Genomic DNA, 20,435 nt, shown 5'->3' with positions numbered 1-20,435 from the left:
AGCGATGTCTTCTGCGCCGATGGCGTCCGTCCGCCCGCGGGGATCCGGGACAATGTCAGGACCGCCGACGGGCGGGGTCCCCGGCGCGAGGCCGACGCAGGACACGGTGCGGAGGACGGCCGGTGAGCGGGAGCGGGGCGAAGGGCGCCGCCAACATGATCGAGGGAGCGGAGACGTCGATGTCCGACCTGGATGACCCGATCGCCTCGGTGATGCGGCAGGTCCGCAGCATGGGCCCGGCCCAGGGCGGCGACGACCGCACGGTTCCCTCGGCGCCGTCCCCATCCGACGAAGCCGGTGCGGGCGAGGACAGCGGGACCGACCTCCTGGCGTCGTCTGGCGCCCCGGTATCCGAGGACGACGGCGCGGCCGCCGCCCCGTCCCCGAACGGCCACGCTCCGGCCCGGTCCGGGACCGCGCTGGAAGAGCGCACCGAGGAGACCGCGGCAGGAAACGGCGCCGCCGGCACCGACGCCGCTGACGCACCGGACACGCCGGCAGGCGCGTCCGCGGACCGTCGGTCGCCGAGCGACGGGGAGGCGGACCGCGCCTGCCGGTACCGGCTCAACCGCGCCGGAATCTGCAACGTCTGGCAGTACGACGACCACACCTTCGACTTCGCGGACGGCCGCCTCCTGCTGCGCGGACGCAACGGCACCGGCAAGTCCAAGGCGCTGGAGATGCTGCTGCCGTTCCTCCTCGACGGCGACGCCCGCCGCCTCGACACCACCGGCACCAGCCGCACCAGCCTGCGCTGGCTCATGCTGGACGGCCGCACCCCCGCCGACGGCGACGACGACCGTGACGGCGCGGGCCGCGGCGACGAGAACACCGACTCCGCCCCCACCACCTCCCTCCTCGGCTACCTGTGGGTGGAGTTCGTCCGCGACGGCGACACCGAGGAGTCCGGCGCCGCCCACCTGACGCTCGGCGCCGCCATCACCGCGTCCGCCGACACCGGCGCCCGCAGCGTCTTCTTCGTCACCGACCGCCGCGTCGGCACGGATCTCAGCCTCGCCGTCGACGACCGCCCGATGCCCATCGACCGGCTCCGCACCGAGGTCGGCCAGGACAACTGCTACGACACCCCGGTCACCTACCGGGCCCGGGTCATGCGCGAGCTGTTCGGCATCGACGACCCCGTCCGCTACCGCAACCTCATCCACCTCCTCTACCGGCTGCGCCGCCCCACCATCGGCGAGCGGCTGGAGGCCGGTGAGCTCGTCTCGGTCCTCGCCGAGGCCCTGCCTCCCATGGACGAGACCGTCCTGGACGAGGTCGCGCGCAATATCGCCGACCTGGAGGAGGCACGCGACCGCCTGGCCTCCCTCGGCACGGCACGCGACCAGGTCTCCGCCTTCCTCACCGACTACCGGAGCTACCTGCGCGGCACCCTGCGCACCGAGGCGCACGCCGTCCGCGAGCAGATCGGCGAGTACCAGCATCGCGACTCCGAGGTCGCCCGCCTCACCGACGAGCTCGACCAGCTCGTCGCGGCCGAGAGCGCCGTCCAGGAAGAGCGCGACCGGCTCCGCCGCACGCGCGACACCGCCGCCTCCGACGCCGACACCCTCACCGCGGGCGCCATGGCCGACGCCGGTGTCAGCGTCCAGGAGCACGAGGCGCGCCAGGCCGCCGTCAGCGCCTACATCCGCGCGGCCGAAGCCGCCTGGACGGCCGCGGGCTACGCCCTGATGTCGGAGGAGCGCGCCAAGGAGAGGTTGACCAACGACATCGCCTCGATCGAACGCGCCCTGTCCGGCCTGCAGCGCCTGCACTCCGAGATGGAGGAGACCGCCCGCACCGGGGGCATCGATCCCGGCACGCTCGGGCAGGTGCCGCAGCCGGTGCCGACCATCCTCGCGCCCCGCGAGAGCGTCACCCACGTCGACCTGGAGGGCCTGGAACAGGCCGTCGAACGCGATCCGGTGGCCGGTATCGACCTCGTCGAGCTGCGCGGCAGACTCGCCGAGCTGCACGACCTGCTCGGCTACGCCGACGGGGCGGCCGCGGCGCGCGCCGAGACCGCCGCGGCGCTGCGCGACCGCGCCATCGAACGGGCGGCGGCCGAGCGCCGCGAGGCCGCACTCGACGGCGAGGCCGAGGCCGCCGAAGCCGCGCTCGAACGCGCCGCCGAACGGGAGCGGTCGGCCATCGACGCGGTCCGCACCGCCAGCGCCGACTACGCCCACCAGGTCCGCGAATGGACCACCCGGCTGCGCGAGGTCGTTCCCGAGGCCGACCTGAACGAGGCCGTCGCCGCCCTCGAGGAGCACGTCGAGCTGCCGCTCGACGACGCGCGGCGGGTGCTCGACGCCGACGTCCCCGCGACCATCGCCGACGCGGTGCACGACATGGTCGACCCCCTCCTGCGCGACCTGCGCACCCGGCGCGACACCGCCGTCGGCGAGGAGCGCGAACTCGCCGGAGAGCTCGACGACCTCGCCGACCGCAAGGACAACGGGAGCGATCACATCCCCGCGGCCCGCCCCCAGTGGGCGACGGCCCCCCGCAGGCCCAGCGCCGGCCTCCCCTTCTACATGGCCGTCGACTTCACCCCCGAACTCACGACGTCGGAGCGCGCCGGCCTGGAGGCCGCCCTCGAGGCGAGCGGCCTGCTGTCCGGGTGGATCACGGCCGACGGCGCGGTCGTCGACCCCGGAACCCGCGACCTGGTCCTGACCCCCTCGCGCCAGGCCAACGGCCGCACCCTCCTCGACGCGCTGACCCCGGCCGACATGGGCGACTCCGGCATCGCGCCCAGGACCGTCGAGGCGCTGCTGTGCTCCATCGGGCTGCTGCCCGCCCCCGGCGAGGAGGTCGTCGACCCCCAGCCCCGGCACCGGCGGGACAGCGCCTCACCCCCGGCGAGCGCGGTCTCCCTCGACGGGCGGTGGCGGCTCGGCGTCACCTCCGGCGCCCACTTCAAGTCGGCCCCCGAGTACATCGGCGCGGACGTGCGCACCGATACCAACGACCGCCACGTCGCCAACATCGACCGGCGCATCGACATCGCCGAGGCCCTGCTGGCCGAGGCGGGGGAGCGGCGCAGCGACATCGAGCAGAGGCACGGCGCCCTCGTGGCGACCGTCCGGGACCTGCCGGACCCCGGCGGCCTCGCCGCCGCGTGGGCGGCGCTGGACAACGCCCGCTCCTGGCTGGCCGACGCCAAGCGCGACCACACCGCCGCGACCGACGCCGCCGAGGCCGCCCGCCGCGACGCCCTGGCGCTGCGCTCGGAGATGGCCGAACCGGCGGCCGAGCACGCCCTGCCCGCCGCCCCCGACCAGCTCACCGGCACCCTGACCGTGCTCGACCGGCTGCGCGTGCAGATCGCCTCGGCCTACCGCGATCTGGAGGCCCTCGCCGTCCAGCTGGAGGAGTACCAGCGGCACACCGCAGACTGGGAGCGCACGCGTTCCGACCGCATCATCGCGGAGGACGCGCGCACCGCCGCCATCGGCGACATGATCACCGTGCGCCGCCAGATCGAGCTGACCGACCGCGCCCGTGTGGCCGTACCCGAGCAGATCGAGACGGCCGTGGGCGAGGTCCGCGGGCGCATGGAGGAGGCCGAGAAACGCCTCCCCGAGGTGGAGCGCGCGGCCCAGCAGGCCCGTGACGACCGTGTCGCCGCCGAGACCCGCCTCGACACCGCCGTGTTCGAACGCGCCGGGCAGGCCCGTCGCGCCTGTGCCGCGGGCGACGGACTGCACCGGATGATCGAGGACGCCGACGGACGGCCCGACACCACTCTGCTGGCGGCGGCCGGTCTCGCCGACGTCGCCCCTCTGGCCGGACGGCGCGATACCGAAACCGCGGACGGCGCGGAGGACACCGCGGAGCCGGCCACCGACGGCGCGACCGACGACGCCGGGGCCGAGGACGCGGAGGACCACGACGCCCTGGCCGAGCGCGTGCGTGAGCTGGACGCCCTCGTGGCCGCCATCGAGGCCGGGCTCGGGGAGGGCGCCGAGGACCCGCTGATCGACGACAGCGGCATCCTGCGGCGCCGTGAGGAGCTGCACCGGCTTCTCGCCTCCAGCGGGGCCGTGGGCGCGCGCACCGAGCTCACCGAACCGGCGGGGCTCAAGCGCGTCACCGTGCACGACGACGGCGGCTCCTACGACATCACCGACTACGCCGACCGCCTCGACCGGGCCATCGCCCAGGCCGAGGAGGCCGTACTGATCCGAGAGGAGGAGGCGTTCGAGCGCCACCTGCTCGGTGAGCTCGCCGGACACCTCTCCCAGCAGATCGACGCCGCCCGGGCGCTCATCTCCTCGATGAACGGGGTGCTGGGCGACGTCACCACGTCCCAGGGCCTGGGCGTCCGGCTGGAGTGGGACCTCGCCCCCGATGCCGACGAGGACATCCAGGCCGTTGTGCCGCTGCTGGCGCGACCCGCCGCACAGCGCACCCGGGTGGAGAGCACCCGGCTGCGTGACGCGCTGCGCCGCTGCATCGAGGCGATCCGCCGACTGGACCCGACGGCGACCGGTGGCGCGCAGCTCCGGGCGGCACTGGACTACCGCTCCTGGTTCGCGTTCACCGTGTACGTGACCAACGCCGCCTACCCCGAGCGCGAACGCCGGCTCAGCCACCGCACCGCCCTGAGCCAGGGCGAGCAGCGCGTCATCGCCTATCTGGTGCTGTTCGCCGCCGCGGCGGCGCAGTTCGACGCGCTGGCCGAGCAGGCCCCCACCGCGCCCCGGCTCATCCTGCTCGACGACGCCTTCGCCAAGGTCGACGAACCCACCCACGGGCGCCTCCTGGGACTGCTCGTCGAGCTCGACCTCGACTTCGTGCTGACCTCGGAACGGGTCTGGGGCTGCTTCCCGAACGTGCCGAGCCTGCACATCTACGAGTGTCTGCGCGATCCCGCCGTGCCGGGCATCGCCACCCTGCACTTCAGCTGGGACGGGCGGCGGAGGCGCCTTATCGGGGTGTGATCACGTGCTCCCGGCGGCCGGGAGACCCCGTCCCCGGTGGGACGGGGTGGACGCGGCGGCGCGACCCGCCCCGCGAAGGTGCCGAGGGCGGTGCGCGGCACCGGGCGAGCGTCAGCGCCCGGTGTGCGCATCCGGCTATTGCTTTCATCCCATCTGTCCTAACCTGCAAAGGAACAGTAAAGCGATGGGGCGGGTGGGGTGATCGGCGGTGACGACAATCCCTGCGACGTTCTCCGATGAGGACGCCGGTCAGGACGACGGCGGCGAGTCGGCTCTGGAGGTTCTGGAGCGGCTGGCCGAGTCCTCCCTGGGTGCGACGGCGCGGCAGTGGGTGGCGGCCGCTCTGCACGGGGACGACGCTGTGGCGGCCCTTGCCCGGGGTAAGGCGGTCGACGGGCTCGCGGACGAGGTGCGCACCCCGCCGCCCAGGCCCCAGCTGCGGCGAAGCTATCTGGGCCGGATCGAGGTCCAGGGGTTCCGCGGCATCGGCCGCCCGGCCCAGCTGGAATTCCCGCCCGGCCCCGGCCTGACCGTCATCGTCGGCCGCAACGGATCCGGGAAGTCCAGCTTCGCCGAGGCCGCCCAGGCGGCGCTGACTGGTCGGAACCCCCGCTGGGACGCGATGCCCACGGCGTGGCGCGACGGCTGGCGCAACCTGCACTTCGAGGACAGCACCGAGGTCAGCGTCGAGCTGCACATGGACGGCGACCCCGGCCCCACACGTGTCACCCGCCACTGGACCGGCGACAGCGTGCGCTCCGCCCGGGGCGAGGTGGTGTCGCACTCCGGCATGACCGCGCCGCTGCGCAGCCTCGGCCTGGACCCGGAACTCGCCCGGTACCGGCCGTTCCTCTCCTACGACGAGCTCGGCCGGACCGTCACCGGGCGCGCCGTCGAGCTGTACGACACCATCACGGCGCTCCTCGGACTCACCGAGCTCGCCGAGGCCGAGCGCCGCCTCGCCAAGGCCTGCGACCGCCTGGCAAAGGTGCGCGATCGCCCCAGTCGCGATCTGCCGTTCCTGATCTCCCAGCTCAAGGACGGCAGCGACCCTCGCGCCACGCGCGCTGTGGAGTTGCTCACGGCGGCGTCCGCGTCCATCGACCTCGACCGGCTCGCGGTCATCGCCGCCGACGACGGCCCGGCCGACCCCGGCCAGCAGCTCGTCATGCGACGGCTGCGCCGGATGTCGGTTCCGGAGCGGTCCCTGATGAGCGACGTCGTCAACGAGCTGCGCGGAGCGGCGATGGAACTGGCCATGGCGGCCGGGACCAAGGGCGACCGCGCGCGCGGCGTCGTGACGCTGCTGAGCCAAGCGCTGGAGCACCACCAGCGCCACCCCAAGGAGTCCGACTGCCCGACGTGCCACGCCGAGGGAGTCCTCGGGCCGGACTGGGCCCGGCAGGCCAGAGCGGAGATCGCGAAGCTGGAGCCTATTGCCGCGAGTGCCGCGGCCGCCTACGAGCGCGCCGAGGACGCCCGTGACAAGGCCCGGTTCCTGCTGGCGCCGATGCCGTCCTGGCTGCCGGCCGACAGCGAGCTCGGGCAGGTCTGGGCGCAGTGGGAGGCGGGCACGAAGATCACCGACCTGGGTGAGCTGGCCGACCACATCGAGACCGTGGGCCGCCGCTTCCGCTCGGCGGCCACCAGCGCCCGGAGGGCCGCCGGTGAGCGCCTCGACGACCCCACGGACGGCTGGGCCGCCCTGGCCGAGCAGCTGTCCGCGTGGATCGACGACGCGCGCTCGGCCTCGCGCGCGCACGAGACGCTGGTCCCCGCCGAGCAGGCGCTGCACTGGCTGACCGGCCTGGCCGGGGAGATCCGGGCCGAACGCCTGCGCCCGCTCGCGGCCCAGGCCGAGCACGTCTGGCAGCGGCTGCGTCAGGAGCGCCACATCGACCTGGAGCGGCTGCGCCTGGTCGGCCGGGGGATGCAGCGGCGGATGGCCGTGGACGTCGCCGTGGACGGCGTGGAGAACGACGGCAACGCGCCGGGGCTGCTGAGCCAGGGCGAGTTCCAGGCGCTGGCGCTGTCGGTGTGCCTGCCGCGGACCCTGATCCCGGGCAACCCGTTCGGCTTCCTGGTCCTGGACGACCCGGTCCAGGCCATGGACACCGAGACCGTCGAGGGGCTGTCCGCAGTGCTCGCGGAGGTCGGCCGCCACCGCCAGATCATCGTGTTCACGCACGACACCCGGCTGCCCGACGCCCTGATCCGGCTGGGCCTGCCCGCCACGATCCGGACGATCCACCGGGACGCGATGTCCAACGTCTGGGTCGACGCACCCGGGCAGTACGGTGGATGAGTGCTGGTCGCGGGGGTCCTCGGCGTTCGATTTGGCAGAGCACCCCGAAACCCCTGTATAGTCATCACCAACGCGAAGGGCGGAACCCCGGAAGCCCCGGGGGAAAGCCAAGGGAGCGTGCCCCTTTAGCTCAGTCGGCAGAGCGTCTCCATGGTAAGGAGAAGGTCTACGGTTCGATTCCGTAAAGGGGCTCCACCACTTGTTTGAGCTTCCGGTCCACTCAGGTGGGTGACCGGCGGAATCTCATTCGCCGGTCGAGCCGAGCCTCCGGTATCCTTTCACTGCGGATCCGGAACGCCCGGGCATCCAGGCGGAGTAGCTCAGTCGGTAGAGCAAGCGGCTCATAATCGCTGTGTCGTCGGTTCAAGTCCGGCCTCCGCTACCACCTGCGAGACCCCTGTCACTGTGCCAGGGGTCGACGCGGGTCTTTTGCAGTGTGCTGCGTTAGCACGCAGTTGTCAGTTTGGATTCCAGCGAGAAAGGCACTCCGACGTGGCTGCCACCGCCGATGTGAGGCCGAAGATCACCCTGGCCTGCCAGGAGTGCAAGCACCGTAACTACATCACGCGCAAGAATCGTCGGAACAACCCCGACCGTCTTTCGCTGAAGAAGTTCTGCCCGAACTGCCGGCAGCACTCCGAGCACCGCGAGACCCGCTAGTCCCGCTTTCGTAGCGGAGGCGCCGCGCGCCGCGATCCCCACCGTCCCATGGGGTCGCCGTTCTCCGTCCCGGCCGCGTTCCGCAGAGCCGGTCCGCCCGGGCGCGACGGCCGGATCAGCGGCGGTTCCGCGGTGATATACGCGCAGATAGCCCAGTGAGCGTCGCAGCTCACTGGGCTATTAGTGTTAAGGGGGCGCGTATGCCGGACGCGGCCCATCATCGGCTTTTGAGAGGGAGTCCATGGCGATCAACCGCGACTTTGTGGGGCGGGAGTACCGGGCGGCACAGCCCTACGACGTCACCCGCGGCAAGATCCGGGAGTTCGCTGGCGCGATCCAGGACTCGAACGCCCTCTACACGGACATCGAGGCGGCCAAGGCCGCCGGCTACCCCGACGTCATCGCTCCGCCGACCTTCCCCATCATCCTGGGCATGGACGCCGCTGCGCAGGCCGCCGTCGACCCCGAGCTCGGCCTCGACTTCTCCCGGGTCGTCCACGGGCAGCAGACCTTCCGCTACAGCCGCCCCCTGCGGGCCGGTGACGTCGTCGACACCGTGACGCGGATCGCCGAGATCAAAACCCTCGGTGCCACCGAGATGGTCACACTGGAGAGCGAGATCTCCACCGTCGAGGGCGAGCACGTCGTGACGTCCGTCAACATGCTCGTGGTGCGCGGCGAGGCCGCCCAGGACCAGAAGTAGGGAGCAGGGAGCACAGTATGGCCGCCACCATCCGCTACACCGATGTCGAGGTCGGCACCGAGCTGCCCGAGCAGGTCTACCCGGTCCGCCGCCTCGACCTGGTCCGCTATGCCGGGGCCTCTGGCGACTTCAACCCGATCCACTGGAACGAGCGCGTCGCCAAGTCCGTGGGCCTGCCCAACGTCATCGCGCACGGCATGTTCACCATGGCCGAGGCCGGTCGCCTGGTCACCGACTGGGTCGGCGACCCCGGCGCCCTGGTCGAGTACGGTGTGAAGTTCTCCGCGCCCGTCGTGGTGCCCGATGACGACGAGGGCGCCGAGATCAGCGTCAGCGGCGTCGTCAAGGAGAAGCGCGACGACAACCAGGTCGTGGTCGCCCTGACCGCCCGCTCCGGCGGCGCCAAGGTGCTGGTCCGCGCCAACGCGGTCGTCCGGCTCGCCTGAGGCCGCCCCGCTCGGCCGCGCATCGTCTCCGATGCCATCGTCCCTGAGCCCCGCTTCCGTCGCACGCGGCCGCAGACCGGCGGCCGCGGCGGGGAGCCGCCACCTTTTCCCCGTCCCACAGAGGTAGCACGTGACCGTTCACACCGAGTCCGACGTTCGGCTGGCCGACTACACCACCCTCGGCCTCGGCGGCCCCGCCGGGCGGTTCGTCACCGCCCGCGACACCGCCGAGCTGGTGGACGCCGTGACCGCCGCCGACGCCGCCGGTGAGCCGCTGCTCGTCCTGGGCGGCGGCAGCAACCTCGTCATCGCCGACGCCGGGTTCGCCGGGACGGTGGTCCACGTCGACTCCCAGGGCGTCACGATGGAGCCGGGCACCCGGGACGACACCGTCCGCCTGCGCGCCGACGCCGGCGTGGGGTGGGAACCCCTCGTCGAACAGACCGTCGCCGAAGGGCTCAGCGGGATCGAGTGCCTCTCCGGTATCCCCGGCCGGGTCGGCTCCACCCCGATCCAGAACGTCGGCGCCTACGGCCAGGACGTCAGCCAGACCATCACCGAGGTGCTGGTCTGGGACCGGCACACCGGCGAGCGGCGCGTGATGGACAACGCCGCGTGCGGCTTCACCTACCGCGACAGCGTCTTCAAGGGCAGCGACCGCTACGTCGTGTGCGAGGTCGTGTTCGAACTCACCCGCGGCGACCTGAGCCGGCCCATCCGCTACGCCGAGGTCGCCCGCACCATGGGCGTCGAGGCGGGGGAGCAGGTGCCGCTGGCCGAGGCGCGCAGCACCGTCCTGGCGCTCCGCAAGGGCAAGGGCATGGTGCTCGACCCCGCCGACCCCGACACGCGCAGCGCCGGGTCCTTCTTCACCAACCCCATCCTCGACGCCCAGGCGTTCACCGAGTTCACCAAGCGCGTCGCCGATCGGCTCGGCCCGGACACCGCGGCGCCCGCCCACCCCGCCGCCGACGGCCATGTGAAGCTCTCCGCGGCCTGGCTCATCGACCGCGCCGGATTCCACAAGGGCTACGGTGCCGGGCCCGCCCGGATCTCCACCAAGCACACGCTCGCGCTGACCAACCCCGGCGGCGCCACCACCGAGGACCTGCTGCGGCTCGCCCGCGAGGTGCGCGGCGGGGTGGCCGAGGCGTTCGGCGTGACCCTGGTCAACGAGCCGGTGATGGTGGGCGTCGGACTTTAGGCTCCCGGACCAATTAATTTCGGGGTACCCAACTCTGATATTCGGCATTCTTCGGGCATTTATGAGCCGCCCCGAGAAATTGCATTTCCCCTTTTCGGCGTATAAAGTCCGATTCGTCGAAGGGGAGTAGTCCCTAATCCATGCGATCGACACGCTGGCCGGCCACGACGTCGGCCCGGTCGCATGAGCCTCCACTGCCACAGGCGGACGAGACCTTCGGTCCGGACATGCGTTCCGGGTCGAAGCGTGGCGTCCGCTTTTTCGCTTCCGCCCGGTGCGCCGCAGCGCGACGTGGAAAGGGAAGCGGGACGATCATGGAGTTCGCCACCGCATTGGCGGTCGGAACCGGCGCGATTTTCATCGCGGAAATGGGCGACAAGACCCAGCTCGTCGCGATGTCCCTGGCCACGCGCTATCGGGCGGGGACCGTGCTGCTCGGGATCACCGCCGCGACCGTCGCGGTCCACGGGTTCAGCGTCCTCCTCGCCGAAGTGCTGGGCCTGGCCATCCCCACCGACTGGGTCACGCTGATCGCCGGGGTCTCCTTCATCCTCTTCGGCCTGTGGACGCTGCGCGGCGACGACCTCACCGCCAAAGACGAGGAGCGCGCGGCATCGCGGCGCATCCCCTCGGCGTTCGTCACCGTCCTCGTGGTGTTCTTCGCCGCAGAACTCGGCGACAAGACGATGCTCGCCACGATCGCCGTCGGCACGCAGTACGACTGGCTCCCCGTGTGGATCGGCTCCACCATCGGCATGGTGGCGGCCGACGCCATCGCGATCGGACTCGGCGCCGTGCTCGGCAAGAAGCTCCCCGAACGCGCCATCCAGGTCGGCGCCGCCGTGCTGTTCTTCCTCGCCGGAGGCGGCATGCTGCTGCAGGGGCTGCGCACAATCGCGCTCTGACTCCCCTGTTGATCTCGGGAAAGTGCGCCAAAGAGTCGATGATCTCGGGAAACTGCGCCAAAAAACCGCTGGAATTTGGCGCGCTTTCCCGAGATCAACGGGATCACTGGGGCGGGGGCGTGGCCAGCCACGCGTCCACGCCCGCCAGGAGCTCCTTCTTCAGCGCGTCGGGCGCGGCCGACCCGCGGATGGACATCCGCGCCAGCTCGGCCAGCTCGGGGTCGGTGAAGCCGAACACGGTGCGCGCGATCTCGTACTGCTCGGCGAGCCTCGGCCCGAAGAGGAGGGGGTCGTCGGCACCCAGCGCGATCGGGGCACCCGCGTCGAACAGCCAGCGCAGCGGCACGTGCTCGATCTCCTCGAACACCCCCAGAGCGCCATTGGAGGTGGGGCAGACCTCCAGCGTGACCTCCTGCGTGGCGATGCGCTCCACCAGGTAGGGGTCGTCGACCGCGCGGACGCCGTGGCCGATGCGGTCGGCGGCCAGCTCGTCCAGGCACTCCCGGACGCTGCGGGGGCCGCCCAGCTCGCCGCCGTGCGGGGCCGACAGCAGATCGGCGCGCCTGGCGATCCGGAACGCGCCCTCGAACTCCAGGGCCCGGCCGCGCCGCTCGTCGTTGTTGAGCCCGAACGAGACCACGCCCCGCCCGCTGTACTGGGCGGCCAGCCGCGCCAGCGCCTTCGCGTCCAGGGGGTGCTTGGTGCGGTTGGCCGCGACCATGATCCCGATCCCGACCCCCGTCTCCCGCTCGGCCACGCGCGCGGCGTCCAGGATGAGCTCCAGCGTGGCCGTGAGGCCGTCGAAGCGGGGCGCGTACCCGCTGGGGTCGACCTGGATCTCGAGCCACCCCGAACCGGCGGCACGCTCGTCCTCGGCGGCCTCGCGCAGGAGCCGGTACATGTCCTCGGGCCGGCCCAGCACCGACCGGGCGATGTCGTACAGGCGCTGGAACCGGAACCAGCCGCGCTCATCGGTCGCCCGCAGCCGGGGTGGCCAATCGTCGACCAGGGCCTGCGGGAGGTGGACCCCGCGCTCCCGGGCCATGTCCACCAGGGTCGAATGGCGCAGGGAGCCGGTGAAGTGGAGATGCAGGTGGGCCTTGGGTAGCTGGGTGATCGGGCGTTCCATGAAACAAGGGTGCCGTACGACGGCGCGTGCCGTCACAAGGTCCCCCAGGAAAAGGATCGCTCGAAGGCGGGGCCGACCGCCGGGACGGCGGGCGGACACACGTGGGCCCCGGAACCCGCGGGTTCCGGGGCCCAGGATGTGGGGACGGAGCGGGCCGCGGGGCCGCTACTCCGCTTCGCTCAGCAGCTTCTGCATGCGGCCGACGCCCTCGGCCAGGTCGCTGTCGCCGAGCGCGTAGGACAGGCGCAGGTAGCCGGGGGTTCCGAACGCCTCGCCCGGAACGACGGCCACCTCGGCCTGCTCCAGGATCAGCTCGGCGAGCTCGGTGGAGGTCTGCGGGCGCTTGCCGCGGATCTCCTTGCCGAGGACCTCCTTGATCGACGGGTAGGCGTAGAACGCGCCCTGCGGCTCGGGGCACAGCACGCCCGGGATCTCGTTGAGCATCCGGACGATGGTGCGGCGGCGCCGGTCGAACGCGGTGCGCATCTCGGCGACCGCGTCCAGCGAGCCGGAGACGGCGGCCAGGGCGGCGGCCTGCGACACGTTGGCGACGTTGGAGGTCGCGTGCGACTGCAGGTTGCTCGCGGCCTTCACGACGTCCTTGGGGCCCACGACCCACCCCACGCGCCAGCCGGTCATCGCGTAGGTCTTGGCGACGCCGTTGACGATGATGGTGCGGTCGAGCAGCTCGGGCACCTCGACCGGCATGGAGCTGAACTTCGCGTCGCCGTAGACGAGGTGCTCGTAGATCTCGTCGGTCAGCACCCACAGCCCGTTGCGCGCCGCCCACTGGCCGATCTCCCGGACCTGCTCCGGGGTGTAGACCGCGCCGGTCGGGTTGGACGGGGAGACGAACAGCAGGACCTTCGTGCGCTCGGTGCGCGCGGCCTCCAGCTGCTCGACGGAGGCCAGGTAGCCGGTGGACTCGTCGGTGACCACGTAGCGCGGCACACCGCCGGCCAGCTTGATGGACTCCGGGTAGGTCGTCCAGTAGGGAGCGATGACGATGACCTCGTCGCCCGGATCGAGCAGCGTGGCGAACGCCTCGTAGATGGCCTGCTTGCCGCCGTTGGTCACCAGGACCTGCGCCGGGTCGACCTTGAGACCGGAATCACGCAGGGTCTTGGCGGCCAGCGCCTCCTTGAGCTCAGGCAGGCCCCCCGCCGGGGTGTAGCGGTGGAACCGCGGTTCGCGGCACGCCTTGGCGGCCGCTTCGACGATGTAGTCGGGAGTGGGGAAGTCGGGCTCCCCGGCGCCGAATCCGATGACGGGGCGCCCGGCCGCCTTCATGGCCTTGGCCTTGGCGTCAACGGCCAGGGTCGCCGACTCGGAGATGCCGCCGATGCGTTCGGAGATACGAGGTCGGTCAGTCATGTACCCCATGCTTGCATGAGGTGCCGGGTGGTTTCCCGGAAGGTGGGACTACCCGCTGCGCGAGCGCCGGGTTGGTCTTGGGTCTCCAATGGGCATAGACTCTGGCATCCGATGGTCCTCGGACAGGCGGGACGGGTCGTGGAAAACGTTGTGCCCCGCCTCTGTTGTTGCGGCTATCGTGGGAACGCGGCTATCTTGGCGGAGCAGCCGAGAATGCGGCACCCGAAGGGCAGTGGCTCAATTGGAAGAGCACCGGTCTCCAAAACCGGCGGTTGGGGGTTCGAGTCCCTCCTGCCCTGCAAACAGCTCCCTCACGGCGGCGCATCGCGAGCGAGCGCGCTGGGATCTCCGCCACAAGCGGGGGTCACGCCGAGAAGGTGCCGGACGGACCGACGACTCCTAAGGACTTCAGGTGACACAGACTGACGCCGACGCGAAGCCCGAGAAGGAGCGCAAGCGTCGTACGGGTCCGGTGACCTTCAGCAAGCAGGTCGTCGGCGAGCTTCGCAAGGTTCGCTGGCCCACGCGCCGCGAACTCATCACCTACACGATCGTCGTGATCGTCTTTGTCCTCATCCTGGTCGGGTACGTCTCTCTGCTCGACTTCGGCTTCGGTGAAGCCGTCACCTGGCTCTACAGCACGTTCGGCAGCCCGGAGGCCTGATCCGGGCCCCACAACCCGGGGCTGATACGCGGCGCGGCGCGCTCGCTGTGTCCGGCCTGGTCCCATCGCGGCCGATGAGACCGTAAGCTGGCAGAAACCGGCACCGGCGCTACCGATGGATGCGCCGATCCGCGAGCGCCTAACCGACGAGAGAAAGAGCAGCCGTGTCCGAGTCCCCACTGACCTCTGACGACCTCCCCGCTGAGGAAACTGATCAGTCGTCGGAGGAAGCGACCGGTCAGCACGCCGAGCAGGTGGAGCCCGAGGCGTCCGACGCCGGCGCGACCGGCGACGCCGCCGACACCATCGAGGGCGATGCCGCCGACGACGGTGACGAGGCCGTCGACGGCGAGGCGGGGGAGGCAGCTGCGCCCGAGCTGCCCAAGCTCGACCCCGTCGAGGAGTTCAAGATGGAACTCCGGCTGCTTCCTGGCGACTGGTACGTCGTGCACACCTATGCCGGTTACGAGAACCGGGTGAAGGCCAACGTCGAGAGCCGCACGCAGTCGCTCAACATGGAGGACTACATCTTCCAGGTCGAGGTGCCCACCCAGGAGGTCACCGAGGTCAAGAGCGGCAAGCGGCAGCAGGTCACCGAGAAGGTGCTGCCCGGCTACGTCCTGGTCCGGATGGAGCTCACCGACGAATCCTGGTCGGCCATCCGGAACACCCCGGGCGTCACCGGCTTCGTGGGCCTGTCCAACAAGCCGGCTCCGCTGAGCCTGCAGGAGGTCGCCGACCTTCTCGCGCCTGAGCCCGAGGAGGAGCCGGAGGAGACCAAGAAGGAGAAGCCCGAGGTCCGCTCGGACGTCGCCTACGAGGTCGGCGAGTCGGTCACCGTCATGGAGGGCCCCTTCGCCACGCTTCCGGCGACCGTGAGCGAGATCAACCCCGACACCCAGAAGCTCAAGGTGCTGGTGTCGATCTTCGGTCGCGAGACCCCGGTCGAGCTCGCCTTCAACCAGGTCTCCAAGATCTGATACGTCTCCGCGCGCCGCAGCGGCCAGTTGAGATCGCCCGCGGCGCGGCCATCGACCGATGGCGCGTAGACTTGATGGGTCCGCCCTGCTGGGGCGGGCCCGTCGTGCCCCGCTCCTGCGGGGCATTATTCGCGCTCCGCCCTGGGCCTGGCAGGGGCGCGCTACTCCACGCGGGTGACGGTGTTCGTCCGGAGCGGTTCGTGCAACCGCCCGGCCGACCCTCCGCGAACCACACCGCTTCGCGCAAGCGGTGCGGATCGGCCCAGGCAAACACAGCAGACCAGGCAAAGGACCCGAAATGCCTCCGAAGAAAAAGGTCGCGGCGCTCGTCAAGGTTCAGCTTCCCGCTGGCCAGGCCACGCCGGCCCCGCCCGTCGGTACCGCTCTCGGTCCGCACGGCGTCAACATCATGGACTTCTGCAAGCAGTACAACGCTGCGACGGAAGCCCAGCGCGGCAGCGTCATCCCCGTTGAGATCACCATCTTCGAGGACCGCTCCTTCACCTTCATCACCAAGACGCCGCCGGCTCCGAAGCTGATCCTCAAGGCCGCCGGCATCGACAAGGGCGCCACGGACCCGAGCCGCACCACGGCGGGCACCATCACCCAGGACCAGGTGCGTGAGATCGCGCAGACCAAGCTGCCCGACCTCAACACCGAGGACCTCGACCAGGCCGAGAAGATCGTCTCGGGTACCGCCCGCTCCATGGGCATCGTGATCAAGTAGCCCGTCCGGCGTCGTTGAACATCCCGTGGCAGGGCCAGGCGCTGGCCCCCGACCACACGTCTCACAGGAGATTTTCGTGAAGCGCAGCAAGAACCACCGCAAAAGCAGCGAGCTGATCGACCGCAGCAAGCTCTATGCTCCGGCCGACGCGGTGAAGCTGGCCAAGGACACCAGCACCGTCAAGTTCGACGCGACCGTCGAGGTCGCCCTGCGCCTGGGCGTCGACCCGCGCAAGGCCGACCAGATGGTCCGCGGCACCGTCAACCTGCCGCACGGCACCGGCAAGACCGCTCGGGTCCTGGTCTTCGCCACCGGTGACCGCGCGGAGGCGGCGCGCGCCGCGGGCGCCGACTACGTCGGCGACGACGACCTCGTCCAGGAGGTCCAGAACGGCTTCCTCGACTTCGACGCGGTCGTCGCCACCCCGGACCTCATGGGCAAGGTCGGCCGCCTGGGCCGCGTGCTCGGTCCGCGGGGCCTCATGCCGAACCCGAAGACCGGCACCGTCACCCCGGACGTGGCCAAGGCCGTGACCGACATCAAGGGCGGCAAGATCGAGTTCCGCGTGGACCGCCACGGGAACCTGCACTTCATCGTCGGCAAGCTCTCGTTCGACGACGAGAAGCTGGTCGAGAACTACAGTGCCGCCCTCGACGAGGTGCAGCGCCTCAAGCCGTCCGCCGCGAAGGGCCGCTACATCAAGAAGGCCACCCTGACCACCTCCATGGGCCCGGGCATCCCGCTCGAGGTCTGATCGCGTCAGGACCACGCGTAGCGATCAGCGGCGGCCGGGTTTTCCCGGCCGCCGCTGATGTGTCGAGGGGCGCCGTCCCGTCCGTACGGACGGGACGGCGCCCCTTCGTGTTGCCCACCCCTCCGATCTCGCGCGTCATCGAAGGGGTGGGAGAGCGGGTCAGGCCTTCATCTCACCGATCTCGTCCTCGGCGGGGACCTCGAAGGAGACCTTGCCGATCTCGGAGAACTCCATCGTCATGTCGACCTCGTCGTCCTTCAGGGTGACGCGGTGCGGGATGCTGTCCGCGTCGGCCCACACGTCGAAGTCGAGCTGACCCTCGATCTCCCCGTCGAAGAGCTCCTTCAAGGTTTCGCGCTTGTCCGCGTCCTCGGTGGCGTCGATGGCCTTCTGGGTCAGCGACCCGGTGAAGTGCGTGGTCTCCTGCCCGTTGATCTCCTCGGTCCCGGCCTCCTTCACGTCGTCGACCTGGGACAGCGCCTCGGTGAGGTCGATGAAGTCGTCGAGTTCGACGTCCGGCATGTCCTCCCGGGACTCGTCGGTTGAGCGCACCCAGGGAGCGTCGCCGTGGAGCCCGTGGTCGTTCTTCACGTAGACGTCGTCGCCGACGTAGACCAGGGTGGTGTGGGTGAAGGCGTCGAGGCCGCCCGGAGGCTCCTCACCGCCCATGGCCTCCACCAAGGCGTCGCCGAACTCCTCGCCGAAGTCGACATCCATGAGGATCGCCTCCGGATCGTCCATGACCTGGTACGAGAAGGACGGGCGGTAGGTGCCGATCTCCTCGTCCTCCACGGTCATCTCGACATCGACCCGGTAGTTGTCGAGCTCGGCCGTCTTCGTGCCGAGAAGCTCGAAGATGTCGCTGGGCTTCGTGGCCGCGGTCTCCTGCTGCGGCTCGGACTCGTGCGTCTTCTCGGGGGCGTCCTCGGCGGCGCCACCGCCGCAGGCGGTGGTGACAAGGGCGAGGCCGCCGACGGCCATGAGCGCGGGGATACGGGATCGCACTGGGGTATTCAGCTTTCTGCTTCTCATGTAGGGGACCCATGGGCGGGGAACATGGGGCCGCGGGGGTGCGGCACCGTCAATGATTCCACTGAAGTGTGTCGAAACGGTCGCTTTGTCGTGTTCGCCCGCGACCTGCGACCGGTCAGCGATCCGCCCGCCGTCGAATCCTCCCGCGACGAGGCGGAACCCGAGTGGCGTATGCGACGTCAGAGACCGCGTATGGATCGAACCGGCCGATTTCGGCTGATATCTGAAGTGGGAGCTTGATCGATGCTGAAGAAGATCGCTGCGGCCGCTGCGGGCGCGGGCCTGGCGTTGGCCGTCTCGGGCTGTTCGGTTCTGCCGTTGCCGGGGCTGGGCGGTCCGAGCCCGCTCGAAGTCGTCAAGAACATGGCGAACGACGCCGAGAAGGCCGACACCTACACGGCGTCGATGACGATGTCCGGCTCGGTCGGGGCCCAGAGCATGGACATGTCCGCGGACATCGACTACACGCGCAACCCCGAGCCGACGCTCCAGATGGAGATGGACATGCAGGGCCAGCAGGCGACCGTCCTGATGCGCGGCACCGACATGGTCATGAAGGCCGACTCGATGGGCATGGGCCAGATGGGCGGGGACACCCCCGAGTGGATCCGCTTCGACCCGGGCGACCAGCAGGTCGACGTCGGCAGCCAGGACCCGCTCTCCGAGGTCGAGAAGCTCATGGCGGTCAAGCAGGCCGAGGAGGCCGGGAGCCAGGACATCGACGGTGTCCCCACGACCAAGTACACCGGGTCCTACAGCACCGAGGAGGCGCTGCAGGAGGTCGACGACGCGGACGCGCAGCAGGCGGCGCGGGAGCAGTTCGAGCAGGCCGGTGTCGACACCGTGGAGTTCGAGGCCTACATCGACGGCGACGGGCTGCCCCGCCGCGTGGTGACCAAGCTCGGCGACGCCTTCACGTCGACCGTCGACTTCCACTCGTTCAACGAGCCGAGCGAGGTCCAGTTCCCGAGTGAGAGCCAGATCGGCAGCATGGACGACCTCACCCCGGGCCTGGGCGGCGGCTCCGACCTCGGCGGGTACTAAACCGCGCCGGCATCCGAAGGCGGTGCGTGCGCCGGGCCCGCGAACGCGCCCGGCGCACCGCTCGTCACCCCTTCGTTGATCTCGGGGATATCGACCGAATGATCGCCGACATTCGGTCGATATCCCCGAGATCAACGGAGAAGTCTGATGGTGTTCGCCGCACCCCGGGACATCGGTTAACATGGAGAACTGCCGAAGACCGCCGGTCGTCACCCAACGGGTGACCTAAGGTCCCACGTGATGTGGGCGGCCTGCGCAGGTGTGCTGAGTGCCGTGTTGATCCCTGTCCTCCGTGGACGGCTGTGTTCGTCTGTGGGATGTCGTGGATCCGCCCGCCCCGTGCGCCTGCGCCGGGGCTTTTTTCATGCCCTCGCCCGCTCCTCACCTGGTCCCTTGGGAACCACCGGCGTTCACTGTTGGAAGGAGTCCCATGGCGAGGCCGGATAAGGCAGCCGCGGTCGCCGAGCTCACGGAGGAGTTCCGTGACTCGCAGGGCGCTGTGCTGACCGAGTACCGGGGGCTCACTGTGGCGCAGCTCAGGGAGCTGCGTCGTAGCCTCGGCCAGAACGCGCGCTTCCGCGTCGTGAAGAACACGCTGACCAAGATCGCCGCCGACGAGGCCGGTCTTGGCGAGCAGGTCGGCGACCTGTTCGAGGGTCCCTCCGCCATCGCCTTCGTCCACGGTGACGTGGTCGAGGCCGCCAAGGGGCTGCGTGACTTCTCGAAGGCGAACAAGCCGCTGGTGATCAAGGGCGCCGTCATCGACGGTAAGGCGATGTCGCCCGACGAGATCAACAGGCTGGCCGATCTCGAGTCCCGCGAGGTCATCCTCGCGAAGCTGGCTGGCGCGCTCAAGGCCAAGCAGGGCCAGGCCGCCGCCGTGTTCCAGGCTCTGCCGTCGAAGACCGTGCGGCTCGCTCAGGCGCTGCACGACAAGCGTACGGACGAAGCCTAAGAAACCCCACGATCCTTGTCGGTGCGGTCGCGCCGATATGGCAAGGCTCGGCACGGCGTCGCCGGACGCGCGTGTTGCTAGAGAAAGAGAGATCGCAATCATGGCGAAGCTCAGCACCGAAGAGCTGCTGGAGCAGTTCGAGGGGATGACCCTTCTCGAGCTGGCCGACTTCGTGAAGCAGTTCGAGGAGAAGTTCGACGTCACCGCCGCCGCCCCGGCCGCGGCCGTCGTCGCCGCCCCGGCCGCCGGTGGCGGCGAGGCCGCCGCCGAGGAGGAGAAGGACGAGTTCGACGTCGTCCTCGAGTCCGCCGGCGACAAGAAGATCCAGGTCATCAAGGAGGTCCGTGGTCTCACGAGCCTCGGCCTGAAGGAGGCCAAGGACCTGGTCGACAACGCCCCGAAGCCGCTGCTCGAGGGTGTCAACAAGGAGAACGCCGAGAAGGCCAAGGCAGCCCTCGAGGGCGCCGGCGCCACGGTGACCCTCAAGTAGTCCGGCCGGACTGCACCGCTGTTTCGCACAGCTTGCACAGGGCGGTCGCCCCTTTTCGGGGGCGGCCGCCCTTCGCTGTGTATCTCGCTGTTCTCCGTGGCGTCCGCGATG

Annotated in this window: 17 protein-coding genes and 3 tRNA genes; 17 read left to right on the top strand and 3 right to left on the bottom strand. The window is 70.5% G+C overall.

Features of this window, described 5'->3' with window-relative positions:
• The first annotated feature begins 122 nt into the window (after positions 1–122).
• The 9 genes from CDO52_RS25375 to CDO52_RS25335 all read left to right on the top strand — a co-directional run bounded on the left by CDO52_RS25375 (position 123) and on the right by CDO52_RS25335 (position 11,175).
• The gene (locus CDO52_RS25375; RefSeq protein ID WP_094932752.1) at positions 123–4,952 is read left to right on the top strand and encodes a TIGR02680 family protein; all 4,830 of its coding nucleotides are present in this window, start codon (positions 123–125) and stop codon (positions 4,950–4,952) included.
• 208 nt (positions 4,953–5,160) lie between these two features.
• On the top strand, positions 5,161–7,257 hold the full coding sequence (locus tag CDO52_RS25370) for an AAA family ATPase (protein WP_017618620.1): 2,097 nt from the start codon (positions 5,161–5,163) through the stop codon (positions 7,255–7,257).
• Positions 7,258–7,376: 119 nt separating this feature from the next.
• Positions 7,377–7,452 (top strand) — tRNA-Thr (locus CDO52_RS25365).
• Between the two features lie 114 nt (positions 7,453–7,566).
• A tRNA-Met gene (locus CDO52_RS25360) sits at positions 7,567–7,642 on the top strand.
• A 107-nt stretch (positions 7,643–7,749) separates the two neighbouring features.
• Positions 7,750–7,917: a 50S ribosomal protein L33 gene (gene rpmG / locus CDO52_RS25355; protein ID WP_017618621.1), complete on the top strand. Its 168-nt coding sequence runs from the start codon at positions 7,750–7,752 to the stop codon at positions 7,915–7,917.
• A gap of 241 nt (positions 7,918–8,158) precedes the next feature.
• The gene (locus CDO52_RS25350; RefSeq protein ID WP_017618622.1) at positions 8,159–8,620 is read left to right on the top strand and encodes a MaoC family dehydratase N-terminal domain-containing protein; all 462 of its coding nucleotides are present in this window, start codon (positions 8,159–8,161) and stop codon (positions 8,618–8,620) included.
• Positions 8,621–8,637: 17 nt separating this feature from the next.
• Positions 8,638–9,066 carry a MaoC family dehydratase gene (locus CDO52_RS25345; protein ID WP_017618623.1) on the top strand — a complete coding sequence of 143 codons (429 nt, stop codon included), beginning with the start codon at positions 8,638–8,640 and terminating at the stop codon, positions 9,064–9,066.
• A 130-nt stretch (positions 9,067–9,196) separates the two neighbouring features.
• On the top strand, positions 9,197–10,270 hold the full coding sequence (locus CDO52_RS25340) for a UDP-N-acetylmuramate dehydrogenase (RefSeq protein ID WP_017618624.1): 1,074 nt from the start codon (positions 9,197–9,199) through the stop codon (positions 10,268–10,270).
• 314 nt (positions 10,271–10,584) lie between these two features.
• The gene (locus tag CDO52_RS25335) at positions 10,585–11,175 is read left to right on the top strand and encodes a TMEM165/GDT1 family protein (protein WP_017618625.1); all 591 of its coding nucleotides are present in this window, start codon (positions 10,585–10,587) and stop codon (positions 11,173–11,175) included.
• 103 nt (positions 11,176–11,278) lie between these two features.
• On the opposite strand, the gene CDO52_RS25330 is transcribed toward CDO52_RS25335, so the two are convergent.
• Both CDO52_RS25330 and CDO52_RS25325 read right to left on the bottom strand, forming a co-directional pair.
• The gene (locus CDO52_RS25330) at positions 11,279–12,304 is read right to left on the bottom strand and encodes an adenosine deaminase (protein WP_017618626.1); all 1,026 of its coding nucleotides are present in this window, start codon (positions 12,302–12,304) and stop codon (positions 11,279–11,281) included.
• A gap of 165 nt (positions 12,305–12,469) precedes the next feature.
• Positions 12,470–13,678, bottom strand: a complete 1,209-nt coding sequence (locus tag CDO52_RS25325) for a pyridoxal phosphate-dependent aminotransferase (RefSeq protein ID WP_026125794.1) — start codon at positions 13,676–13,678, stop codon at positions 12,470–12,472.
• Between the two features lie 226 nt (positions 13,679–13,904).
• On the opposite strand from CDO52_RS25325, the gene CDO52_RS25320 reads away from it, so the two are divergent.
• From CDO52_RS25320 to rplA, 5 genes are all read left to right on the top strand, one after another.
• Positions 13,905–13,977: transfer RNA gene (locus CDO52_RS25320), tRNA-Trp, on the top strand.
• A gap of 113 nt (positions 13,978–14,090) precedes the next feature.
• Positions 14,091–14,342 (top strand): preprotein translocase subunit SecE, encoded by a 252-nt coding sequence (gene secE / locus CDO52_RS25315; RefSeq protein WP_017618628.1) that lies wholly within the window; start codon positions 14,091–14,093, stop codon positions 14,340–14,342.
• Positions 14,343–14,506: 164 nt separating this feature from the next.
• The gene (nusG, locus tag CDO52_RS25310; protein ID WP_017618629.1) at positions 14,507–15,322 is read left to right on the top strand and encodes a transcription termination/antitermination protein NusG; all 816 of its coding nucleotides are present in this window, start codon (positions 14,507–14,509) and stop codon (positions 15,320–15,322) included.
• Between the two features lie 298 nt (positions 15,323–15,620).
• Positions 15,621–16,049, top strand: coding sequence for a 50S ribosomal protein L11 (gene rplK, locus CDO52_RS25305; protein ID WP_017618630.1), 429 nt, complete (start codon positions 15,621–15,623; stop codon positions 16,047–16,049).
• 76 nt (positions 16,050–16,125) lie between these two features.
• Positions 16,126–16,803, top strand: coding sequence for a 50S ribosomal protein L1 (rplA, locus tag CDO52_RS25300; protein WP_017618631.1), 678 nt, complete (start codon positions 16,126–16,128; stop codon positions 16,801–16,803).
• A gap of 159 nt (positions 16,804–16,962) precedes the next feature.
• On the opposite strand, the gene CDO52_RS25295 is transcribed toward rplA, so the two are convergent.
• The gene (locus CDO52_RS25295) at positions 16,963–17,784 is read right to left on the bottom strand and encodes an LppX_LprAFG lipoprotein (RefSeq protein WP_198345791.1); all 822 of its coding nucleotides are present in this window, start codon (positions 17,782–17,784) and stop codon (positions 16,963–16,965) included.
• A gap of 294 nt (positions 17,785–18,078) precedes the next feature.
• Here CDO52_RS25295 and CDO52_RS25290 point away from each other — a divergent pair, with 294 nt between their 5' ends.
• From CDO52_RS25290 to rplL, 3 genes are all read left to right on the top strand, one after another.
• Positions 18,079–18,879, top strand: a complete 801-nt coding sequence (locus tag CDO52_RS25290; RefSeq protein ID WP_017621525.1) for a LolA-like protein — start codon at positions 18,079–18,081, stop codon at positions 18,877–18,879.
• Between the two features lie 430 nt (positions 18,880–19,309).
• Positions 19,310–19,834, top strand: coding sequence for a 50S ribosomal protein L10 (gene rplJ / locus CDO52_RS25285; protein WP_017621526.1), 525 nt, complete (start codon positions 19,310–19,312; stop codon positions 19,832–19,834).
• A gap of 100 nt (positions 19,835–19,934) precedes the next feature.
• Positions 19,935–20,324 (top strand): 50S ribosomal protein L7/L12, encoded by a 390-nt coding sequence (gene rplL / locus CDO52_RS25280; RefSeq protein WP_017621527.1) that lies wholly within the window; start codon positions 19,935–19,937, stop codon positions 20,322–20,324.
• Positions 20,325–20,435: the final 111 nt, after the last annotated feature.

Source organism: Nocardiopsis gilva YIM 90087, assembly GCF_002263495.1.
GTDB classification, from domain to species: Bacteria; Actinomycetota; Actinomycetes; order Streptosporangiales; family Streptosporangiaceae; genus Nocardiopsis_C; species Nocardiopsis_C gilva.
Note: the sequence above shows the minus strand (reverse complement) of the source record. Positions and strands in the feature narration are given on the sequence as shown.

What these genes read in the sequence shown, in the direction of transcription:
- rplJ (WP_017621526.1), top strand. Translation starts at nt 19,310, where the DNA reads ATGGCGAGGCCGGATAAGGCAGCCGCGGTCGCCGAGCTCACGGAGGAG.
- CDO52_RS25295 (WP_198345791.1), bottom strand. Translation starts at nt 17,784, where the DNA reads ATGGCCGTCGGCGGCCTCGCCCTTGTCACCACCGCCTGCGGCGGTGGC.
- CDO52_RS25350 (WP_017618622.1), top strand. Translation starts at nt 8,159, where the DNA reads ATGGCGATCAACCGCGACTTTGTGGGGCGGGAGTACCGGGCGGCACAG.
- rplL (WP_017621527.1), top strand. Translation starts at nt 19,935, where the DNA reads ATGGCGAAGCTCAGCACCGAAGAGCTGCTGGAGCAGTTCGAGGGGATG.
- CDO52_RS25345 (WP_017618623.1), top strand. Translation starts at nt 8,638, where the DNA reads ATGGCCGCCACCATCCGCTACACCGATGTCGAGGTCGGCACCGAGCTG.
- CDO52_RS25330 (WP_017618626.1), bottom strand. Translation starts at nt 12,304, where the DNA reads ATGGAACGCCCGATCACCCAGCTACCCAAGGCCCACCTGCATCTCCAC.
- CDO52_RS25290 (WP_017621525.1), top strand. Translation starts at nt 18,079, where the DNA reads ATGCTGAAGAAGATCGCTGCGGCCGCTGCGGGCGCGGGCCTGGCGTTG.
- rplK (WP_017618630.1), top strand. Translation starts at nt 15,621, where the DNA reads ATGCCTCCGAAGAAAAAGGTCGCGGCGCTCGTCAAGGTTCAGCTTCCC.
- CDO52_RS25335 (WP_017618625.1), top strand. Translation starts at nt 10,585, where the DNA reads ATGGAGTTCGCCACCGCATTGGCGGTCGGAACCGGCGCGATTTTCATC.
- CDO52_RS25325 (WP_026125794.1), bottom strand. Translation starts at nt 13,678, where the DNA reads ATGACTGACCGACCTCGTATCTCCGAACGCATCGGCGGCATCTCCGAG.